Annotated in this window: 9 protein-coding genes; 4 read left to right on the plus strand and 5 right to left on the minus strand. The window is 65.5% G+C overall.

Annotated features, from left to right (window positions below):
* Positions 1-45: 45 nt before the first annotated feature.
* From VFW04_12325 to VFW04_12335, 3 genes are all read left to right on the plus strand, one after another.
* The gene (locus tag VFW04_12325) at positions 46-1,296 is read left to right on the plus strand and encodes a hypothetical protein (GenBank protein HEX5180111.1); all 1,251 of its coding nucleotides are present in this window, start codon (positions 46-48) and stop codon (positions 1,294-1,296) included.
* Positions 1,293-2,828 carry a glycosyltransferase family 39 protein gene (locus tag VFW04_12330; GenBank protein ID HEX5180112.1) on the plus strand — a complete coding sequence of 512 codons (1,536 nt, stop codon included), beginning with the start codon at positions 1,293-1,295 and terminating at the stop codon, positions 2,826-2,828. Before VFW04_12325 ends, VFW04_12330 begins: the two co-directional genes overlap by 4 nt.
* 103 nt (positions 2,829-2,931) lie before the next feature.
* On the plus strand, positions 2,932-4,320 hold the full coding sequence (locus tag VFW04_12335; GenBank protein ID HEX5180113.1) for a dipeptidase: 1,389 nt from the start codon (positions 2,932-2,934) through the stop codon (positions 4,318-4,320).
* Positions 4,321-4,358: 38 nt separating this feature from the next.
* Here VFW04_12335 and rho read toward each other — a convergent pair whose 3' ends face one another.
* A complete protein-coding gene (gene rho / locus VFW04_12340) occupies positions 4,359-5,798 on the minus strand; it encodes a transcription termination factor Rho (GenBank protein ID HEX5180114.1) in 1,440 nt (479 codons plus the stop codon).
* A 580-nt stretch (positions 5,799-6,378) separates the two neighbouring features.
* Positions 6,379-6,648 (minus strand): histidine kinase dimerization/phospho-acceptor domain-containing protein, encoded by a 270-nt coding sequence (locus VFW04_12345; protein ID HEX5180115.1) that lies wholly within the window; start codon positions 6,646-6,648, stop codon positions 6,379-6,381.
* Positions 6,649-6,690: 42 nt separating this feature from the next.
* Between VFW04_12345 and VFW04_12350 the strand changes: the two genes are divergently transcribed.
* Entirely contained in the window at positions 6,691-7,287 is a 597-nt protein-coding gene (locus tag VFW04_12350; GenBank protein ID HEX5180116.1) for a tetratricopeptide repeat protein, read from the plus strand.
* Between the two features lie 73 nt (positions 7,288-7,360).
* Here VFW04_12350 and VFW04_12355 read toward each other — a convergent pair whose 3' ends face one another.
* The 3 genes from VFW04_12355 to VFW04_12365 all read right to left on the minus strand — a co-directional run bounded on the left by VFW04_12355 (position 7,361) and on the right by VFW04_12365 (position 8,875).
* Positions 7,361-7,573 (minus strand): cold-shock protein, encoded by a 213-nt coding sequence (locus VFW04_12355; GenBank protein ID HEX5180117.1) that lies wholly within the window; start codon positions 7,571-7,573, stop codon positions 7,361-7,363.
* A gap of 229 nt (positions 7,574-7,802) precedes the next feature.
* On the minus strand, positions 7,803-8,201 hold the full coding sequence (locus VFW04_12360) for a response regulator (protein HEX5180118.1): 399 nt from the start codon (positions 8,199-8,201) through the stop codon (positions 7,803-7,805).
* A complete protein-coding gene (locus VFW04_12365; protein HEX5180119.1) occupies positions 8,198-8,875 on the minus strand; it encodes a helix-turn-helix domain-containing protein in 678 nt (225 codons plus the stop codon). Before VFW04_12365 ends, VFW04_12360 begins: the two co-directional genes overlap by 4 nt.
* Positions 8,876-9,198: the final 323 nt, after the last annotated feature.

The following is a 9,198-nucleotide window of genomic DNA, read 5'->3' on the forward strand; positions in this document are numbered from 1 at the left end:
CCGCGTCTCACTGCCATTCGCCACGGTGCGGCATATAATCCGTCCATGTCTTCCAATGTAGTCGCCTCGAAACGCCGCGCTCCCGGCCGACTCGTCGCGATCATCATCACCCTCGTCATTCTCGCCAGTTGGCCGCTCGCCCTCTCGCCGCTCATCGACCTCGAAACCCTCGCGCCGGCGCCCAGCGCCCATCTGTCGCTCGGTCTCTGGTACCTCGTCCTCGCGCCGATCTGCGATGTCATGGATGCGCTCACGCTGCTGAGCGTGAGCCAGACGCTGGCGTTGATCGTATCGCTGGCCGCGCTTTACATCGTGTGGCGCGAGCTGCGATGGCGCCGCTACGGCACGACGCTTCTGCGCGAGGCACGGGCCGCGCTCATCGCACTCGCCGGACTGCTGCTCTTCTACTTCATCGGCATTGTTGCCCCGCGACCGATGGCGCGCCTGACGCTCGACGACCCCAACGCGCTCGCGATCGACGTGCACAGCCACACACGCTTTTCGCACGATGGCCGATCGTCTTTCACGCCGGAAGCAAATCGCGCCTGGCACCGCGCCGCCGGGTTCGACGTCGCGTATATCACCGACCACAGCCGGTTCGCAGGTGCACGCGAGGCAGCGCGCGGCAACCCTGTGCGCGCGGGCGAGGGCCTGACATCCCTCCCGGGCATCGAATACGTCGCCAACCACAATCATCTGGTCACCCTCGGCGCCATTGACAGCACTGCAGCAGCGCTCGGCGGCGATGCGCGGAGCGACTCGCCATCGGCGCTCGATGCACGCCAGCCCGTAGTCGTGCAGACGATTCCCGACAATCTGGATCGCCTGATACCGGCCGATTCGAGCGGCCGGCACGGTGTCATTGCCATCGAGCTGTCCGACGGCTCCCCGCGCGGCATCGAGCAGAGCCAACGCGACCGCGCGCGCATTCTGCGTCTGGCCGACAGCCTCGACCTCGCGGTGGTCGCCGGCTCCGACAACCACGGGTGGGGACGGACCGCGGTCGCCTGGAGCGTGATGCGCATCGCCGGCTGGCGTGCCCTGACCGCCGATTCGTTAGGCAACGCCATCACCGATCGCATCCATGCGGCTCGGCGCCATGCAGTGGAGGTCATTACGCGCCGGTCGCCCGACGGTGGCCGGTCCAATGCGCTCGTCATCGCCACGCTGCCCGCCGTCGCCTGGAATGTCCTGCGCACCATGTCGCCGCTCGAGCGACTCTCCTGGATTGCCTGGGCGTGGATCATCACTGCCGTTGCGATGTACGGCGCAGCGCCGGCCAGGACGACCGAGTGACTGCACCGGACGCACGAAGACTGCGCGGCACATCGCTCGCCGTCCTCATCATCACCGCCGCCGCACTGATCCGCGGCGTCTTCGCCGTCTTCATCACCCTGCCGCCGGATGAGACGTACTACTGGGAGTGGTCCCGCCATGTGGCCGGCGGGTACTTCGACCACCCGCCCGCCATCGCGGTGCTGATCCGCTTGGGCACCGATCTGTTAGGCGCGACGCCGCTCGGTGTGAGGCTCGGGAGCGTGTGCGCCGGTTGGGCGGCGTCGCTGTGCCTGGTGCTGCTCGCGCGCCGGCTCGCGGGCGGCCGGGCCGCCGTGGTGGCTTCGATCGTCCTCTGCTGCATGCCGCTGGCGGCCGCCGGCCTGGTGCTCGCGACACCCGACGCGCCGCTGCTCTTCGCGTTCACCCTCGCGCTGCTCTCGCTCGACCACGCGATTTCCGCGATGCCGGGCAGCCGCGAGTCGACCCTGTGGTGGCTGGCCGCCGGCGTGGCGTTGGGCTTGAGTCTGGTGTCCAAGTACAACGCCGTGCTCCTTCCGTTAGGCGTGTGCATTGCGTGTGTCGCGATCCCGCAGCTTCGTCGCCACCTGCGGACCGCCGGCCCGTACGCCGCCACCCTCATCGCCCTCCTCATCTTCCTGCCGGTCATCGCCTGGAACGCGCGACATCAATGGGCGTCCTTCCGCTTCCAACTGGACCACGGCTTCTCGTCCGGACACGGCACGCCGTTCTCGCGCGAGATGTCGCTCATTGGCGGACAGGTCGCACTCGTGTCTCCGATCTTGTTCGTGCTCTTCGCGATTGTCGTCGTCCAGGGAATCCGCAGCCGCGATCCGCGCCGTGTGATGCTGGCGGTGGTGTCGGCCACGGTCTTTCTCTTCTTCTGCATCGGCGCCTGGAGACACCCCGCCGAAGCGAACTGGCAAGCCCCGGCGTACGTGCCGGCCGTCGCCCTGCTCGCCGCGCACGTGACGACCGTCCGCACGCGGGTATGGCGGCCGTGGCTGGCCGCCGGGTGTGCGTTAGGCGCGATCATGTCGGCGGGCGTCTACGTTCAGTCCGTGGTGCCGGTGCTCCCCATCACGGCGCGCGATGACCCGACCGCTCGCGGCACCGGATGGGACGCGCTCGCCGTGCGCATGCAGAACCTCGCCGGACAGGAGACGGCACGCACCGGCGCGCACGTGTGGCTCGGTGGCGATCGCTACCAGGAAGCATCCGAAATCGCGTTCCATCTCCCCTTACACCCGCCGACGTTTTCCCTCAACATCGCGGGTCGGCCTAACCAGTACGACCTGTGGCCGGGCTTTCCGGACCGCGCTCGCCGCGGCGACGACCTCATGCTTGCGTTCGAAATGCAGTCCGCCGACTCGGTCGGCCCGGTCATTCGTCGCCTGCGTCCCTTCTTCGATACGGCGCGCATGCTCGATGTGGTCGATCTGCGTCGCGGCCCCGAGCTGCGTACGCGCCGGCGCGTGTGGGTGCTTGAGGGGTGGCACGGATCATGGCCGCCACACGATTTCACTCCGTGACCCGTTCCGCGCGGCGAGGCTTGCCTCGGAGAGCGATGCGTAGGAATCTTTGCTCATGTCCGGTGACCCACCGTGTTGGCTCAACCAGTTCAACGACTTTTCAATGACCACAGCACTTGCTCCGGAGCTGTCCGACTACCTCGCCAAGAACGACCGGCGTGCCCACGACGAGTTGTTCGCGTTCCTTCGCATCCCGAGCGTGAGCGCGCGCTCCGAACACAAAGGCGACATGACCCATGCCGCCGAATGGCTCGCGTCGTCGATGCGTACCGCGGGTCTCCAGACGGAGATCATGCCCACGGGCGGTCATCCCGTGGTGCTCGGCGAATGGCGCGGAGCGCCGGCCGGCGCCAAGACAGTGCTGATCTACGGGCACTACGACGTGCAGCCCGTCGAGCCGCTGGACCTGTGGACCACGCCACCCTTCGAGCCGGCCGTGCGCGACGGCCGCATATACGCGCGCGGATCGGTCGATGACAAAGGTCAGCTGTTTCTACACGTCAAGGCACTCGAAGCGCATCTTGCGACACGCGGAAGTCTTCCGGTCAACGTGATCGTGCTTGCCGAAGGCGAGGAGGAAGTCGGAAGTGGCAACCTCGCGCCGTTCATCGAGCGCCACCGAGAGCGGTTGCGTTGCGACTACTGTGTGATCTCCGATTCGTCGATGTTCGCGCCGGGTCTGCCATCCATTCTGTCTTCGCTGCGCGGCCTCGCGTATTTCGAGATCGAGGTGCGCGGGCCCGCATCCGACTTGCACTCGGGCATCTACGGCGGCGCGGTCGTCAATCCGGCGACGGCGCTGGCGCGCATCATCGCGACATTCCACGACGAACACTGGCATGTCGCCATTCCCGGTTTCTACGATGACGTGCGAGATTGGGAGCCGCGCGTGCTCAAGGAAATGCGCGCGCTGCCGTTCGACGACGAGCGATTCCGGAAAGAGGTCGGCGCACCGGCGCTCGATGGTGAAGCCGGTCGCACGACGCTCGAGCGCATCTGGACGCGCCCGACGTGCGAGGTGAACGGACTGCTCAGCGGATACACGGGAGAGGGCGCCAAAACGGTCTTACCCGGTAAGGCAATGGCGAAGGTGAGCTGCCGCCTCGTTCCGGATCAGACGCCCGATGCGATCAAACGCGTCCTCACGGCGCACATCGAGCGTGTCGCACCCCGCGGTGTGTCCGTCACCGTCAACGCATTGCACGGCGGCCTGCCGTGGCGCGCCGAGATGCGCGGGCCACTGGTGGATGCCGCGCGCCGCGCGCTCGCGGGGGCGTTCGGACGCGAGCCCGTCATCACGGGCGAAGGCGGCTCGATTCCTGTCGTCGGGGATTTCGAGCGGATCCTCGGCGCGCCGGTGCTGCTCATCGGGTTCGGGCTGCCGGGCGAGAACGCCCACGCGCCTAACGAATGGATGAGCGACGAGAATTTCGTGAAGGGCACGCGCGCCGTTGCGATGCTCTGGGACGAGCTCGCGACACCAGCCGCGTGATCTCCGGGCCGGGCGCGCCCTCCGCGGGCGCGCCGGTCCTAGAGGCCTGACAGCAGCGCGTCGTTGTTAGGCGTCGCCGCGATGCGCTTGATCAACCACTCCATGCCGGACTGCGGCGGCATCTGCTGCAATCCGCGGCGCAGCGTGAACACCGCGTCCAGCTGATCGGGGCGGAACAGCTTGTCTTCACGACGCGTGCCGCTCGTCGCGATGTCGATCGCCGGATAGATGCGCTTTTCGGCCAACGAACGATCGAGCTTGATCTCGCAGTTGCCCGTGCCTTTGAACTCCTCGAAAATCACATCATCCATGCGAGAGCCCGTCTCGACGAGCGCCGTCGCGATGATGGTGAGCGAGCCGCCGCCGTGCTGCGGTGCGACCGACCGCGCAGATCCGAAGAACGCCTTCGGCTTCGCCATCGCGGTCGCGTCGAGGCCGCCGCTCAGGGTGCGTCCCGTGCCGCGCTCCACGGTATTGTGGGCGCGCGCCAGCCGCGTCAGGGAATCGAGCACGATCACAACGTCTTTGCCGCTTTCCACCAGACGCCGCGAACGCTCCAACACCATGTCTGCGACATCGACGTGCCGCTCAGCCGGCTGATCGAAGCTGGATGCCACGACTTCTCCACGACCCCACGAGATCATCTCGCTCACCTCTTCCGGTCGCTCGTCCACGAGCAGCACGAGCAGCGCCGCTTCGGGATGATTGATCGCGATGCCTTCGGTGATCGCCTGGAGCAACATCGTCTTGCCGGCGCGCGCCGGTGCGACGATCAAGGCGCGTTGGCCGTAGCCAATCGGCGCGATGAGATCGATGGCGCGACGCGTGAGCTCGGGGCCGCCTTTCGCGGAACGTCCCGTTTCCAGCACCAGCTTTCGATCCGGGTACGATGCGATCAGCGAACTGAAATCGGGACGCCGTTGGGCGCTGGTTGGATCTTCGCCGTTCACACGCGTCAGCTCGACTAACGTCGTGCGGCCGCGCTGGTCGCGGCCCGTTGTTGCCTCGATCAGATCGCCGCGGCGCAGCGCGAACTGCCGCACCATGAACGGCGCCACGAACGGGTCGCCCGGCATCGGGAGGTAGCTGTCATCCGCGCGTCGTACAAAGCCGCCTTCGCGTGAAGAATCAAACCACCCCGTGACGGTACCGTCCGCCACGACAGGCTGCGGCGGGCCGCCGTTGTGGTGCTCGGGACGCGGACCACCACGTCCGCGACCACGCCTGCCTCGCCTTCCATTGTTGGGGAATCGTCCGTCGCGCTGACCCTGGTGCTGCTGCCCGCCGCCTCCTCCTTGATTGACGGCGGGGCTCGATCCACCGGTAAATCCCGGCGCCGGCGACGATGCGGGCGGCGTGTTCGACGGAGGCGCGTTGGGCACCGCGTCATTCGCGGGCTCGGGAGCCGAACCGCCGGTCGAGTCGCCACTCGGCGCCTCTCCGTTAGACACGGGGTATGCCGTGGGCTCACCGTTCATGGGCAGTCCCACGTCCTCGCGATATGGACTGGGTTCGGATTGCGTGTCGCGGGGTCCGCCGCCGCGGTTCTGCGGGCGTGGACCGCGACCGCGCCGGGTGGGGCGTCGACGATCGTTCATGCACCAATGCGTGTCATGGAGTGATTGGATGGCGCTTGTGGCGCCCACCGATGTGGGGCCGCTACGCTTCTGCTACGTCTCTCGCGAGATGCACGTATCCGGAAACTCATCCGGCGTCATGCGATCTCGACGTTTGTATGGAGCTCGGTCTATCGGCGGATCCGAACTGGCATCACAGTCGGCGCGCTCGAGCGCGACACACGACGTCGTGATTCTGCCTATCCCGCGGTGCTCCTAACACGCCCTTCGCGACGTCCGGAGACTGCGGATGCGGCTGCGTCCAGCGGCAAAGGCCGAATAGAACGCGTTGCCGCACGGACCTGCCATGCGTTGTGGCCGCCCGGGCTGTGCCCGCGACCACCTCGATTATCACCTACTGGCGGCCAACGCGCAACCTTTGCGCCGCGCGGCCCATCGGCCCTATGCTACCGTCGGGCCCGTATAATACCCCACCAACGATTCAGCGGACCAGTCGCTCTTCCACAACCTCATCGAGCGAGCGAACGGTTCCTATGATGCGCCGAACGAGCTCGATGATCCGCTCTACCGCGACGCGATGCTGAGCGTCCAGGTTCGACTCCATCGCCAGAAGCTGCGTTTCCGCAAGCAGTGCGGCGAGTGGGTTGTTGAGCTGATGCTGAACGAGCGCAGTAAGCTTCTGGAGGTCGGTCTGCGGTGGGATTTCTGGCACCTCTGACGCCGTAGACGACTTCGGAGCGGGTTCAGTCACTGGCTGACACAGCCTCTCGCCATTCGGTATCTTAATGTAATCATGATTGCCCCTTCAATCGACCCCGCCGCGGCAATCGCATCTGCCGTCAAAGACTATCAGGAAACCAGCAACATTGGGAGCCTGCTCCAGCAGCTCGAAACAGTGTGCTCGTCGTGCTCCGACGCCGATGCCCTGGTGACGGCGGTCGAGCAGTACCAGGACGTTCCTGAGGTTGCGGGACCCGTCTACGAACGTGTGGTTGCCCTGCGGCCGGACGATTCCCAAGCGCTGGTCCGTCTGGCGAACGCCTACTGGCTCTCCGGGCGAGGGCCGGACGCGGTTCAGGCGCTCGCCGATCGCGCGATTGCGGCGGACCCGACTAACCGGGGTGCCTGGCATCTCTGGGCGTTGAGCGAATCGTCGCTGCGGGACCGAGTGGAGCGGTGGCGGCATGTGGTCGAACGATTCCCATCTGACGAGCTGGCGCAGGCGAACCTGGCGGACAACGCGGCGAGCCTCGCTTCGACGGAGGGCGACCGGGGCGCGCTCCAGATCGCGATCCGCACGTACAAGGGGCTGCTCCGGACGGCGTCGCGCGCCGAGCAGCGTGTAGCGCTCGAGCGTGCCGTGGCTACGCTCGAGCAGTGGCGGATCTAGTCTGAAAACAACGTGGGGCTGCTGCCGTGTCGGCAGCAGCCCCACGCAGTTGGCGATTATTCGCCGCCCGCTATTAGGAGCCGAGCTTGGTGACGTTCTGAGCTGCCGGACCCTTGGCACCTTGAACGATGTCGAACTCGACGCGCTCTCCCTCGCTCAGCGTCTTGAAGCCTGTGCCTTGGATAGCCGAGTGGTGAACGAAGCAATCCTTCTGTCCGTTCTCTGGGGTGATGAAGCCAAAACCTTTGCTGTCGTTGAACCACTTGACCGTGCCGGTGGTACGCATACGAATCTCCTGACGTGTCGGTGGAGTCCGGATGCATCCGTACCTACCGACGATGTGACCCGCGAACTTTCGCCGTCGCGGTAGGCGCGCCCGAGCACTTGCTCGTGCACAAACAAACTTTCGAGATGTGAAAAAGGACCTTGGCTCCAAGCCAGGTCCCTGTGTTACTGGTATTTAGCAGTTAGTAATCTAGTAGGTGCCTGCCTGTCAAGTCAATGCTGCGGTGCGCTCAGGCACTCGCCTCGCTCATGCGCCGTGTGAATCGACGGACGACGCCGAGCAGTTCGTCCAGGTCGAAGGGCTTCTGGAGGACGGTGCAGCTGCAGGCATCGAGGAGGTCCTGGGCCCGTTCGCTTGCATCCCCGGTCGTGAAGATGGTGCGATTGCGGAGGTGCGGTTGAAGCGACGAGGCGAGCTCGAAGAGGACATCGCCGCGCATGTCTGGAATGCGCAGATCGGTGATCAGGCAGTCGAAGTGTTCGGATCGCACGAGAGTCGCGCCGACCTCACCGGACTCCACGGCGCGGACTTCGTATCCGGCTCGCGAGAGTGCGATGGACAGGGCGCGACAGATGGACGGTTCGTCGTCCACCACCAGTACGCGCGCGCGTTCGTCGTAGATCTTCATGCTTCGTGGGCTCCGGGTCGGCTCAACTGCGCCGTGAGTTCTCGAATCAACTTCTCCGGCTCGCCGCGTTGTCGCAGCATCGACGGGGTCAATCCAGTTGCTGCGCGAACCTGTCGCGCGAACAGTCGGCCGCTTCCGTAGCCGAGTTTCTTTGTGATGTCGTCCAGCAAGTAGCCTGGGTCCCGCATGTAGTGCACGGCGCGCGTTAGACGCGCCGCCAGTATCAGCATTCGAGCCGACGCCAATCCGAGTCGGTCGAGCCATCGGTCCAAATTGCGGCGCGTCATGCCAGCCGCGGCAGCCAGATCTTCCACGCCGCGAAATGTCTGCGGCATTTCGAACAACTTCGTAATTGCTCGTCGGAGCATGGGTGGCGCCGCTTGCAACCGCGGCGCGAGTCCTTGCAGGACGATGTCGCTCAACTGCTGTGCCGGCACCCGCTCGAGCAACTCGCGCAACCGTCGCGGTTCATCATCGAAGCCGCGAAGGATCAGGTGACGGACGCCGAGGTTTGCTAACTCGACGGTTGCTCGCAACAGCTCCGGTGAGAGCAGCGTGTACACGACGACCGGAAGCGTCGGATATCGGCCGATCAATTGTTTCAGCGCTTCGATTTCGAGCGCACCATCGATGCGAGGATCGATGATGACGACATCGATGGCTCGCGATCGCACCGTTCTCGAGAGTGTGTCCCAATCGTCGACGACGGTTAGGACGTGCTCATTCTCGAGCGCGACTCGGAGGTGGGACGAGAGATTTGAGGGAAGGCGGGCGAGTACTTCCACGGTTGGCGCCACATTGTCCTAAAAGTGCACATCGCTGTCCTAAAATGTGCATTTACGCCAGGACGCGCCAACATACCTTGCCGGGACGTTTGTGACACCACATCACTCTGTCCGCGAGGTTACTATGGTCCGCCGTCGCCTCACTCTTCTTGCTCTCGTCATCGCCTCCGCGGCACTTGCCGCCTGCGCCTCCCCCACGGCGCCCAGTCAGG

The sequence above is a fragment of the Gemmatimonadaceae bacterium genome (assembly GCA_036273715.1).
Classification (GTDB): Bacteria; Gemmatimonadota; Gemmatimonadetes; order Gemmatimonadales; family Gemmatimonadaceae; genus JADGGM01.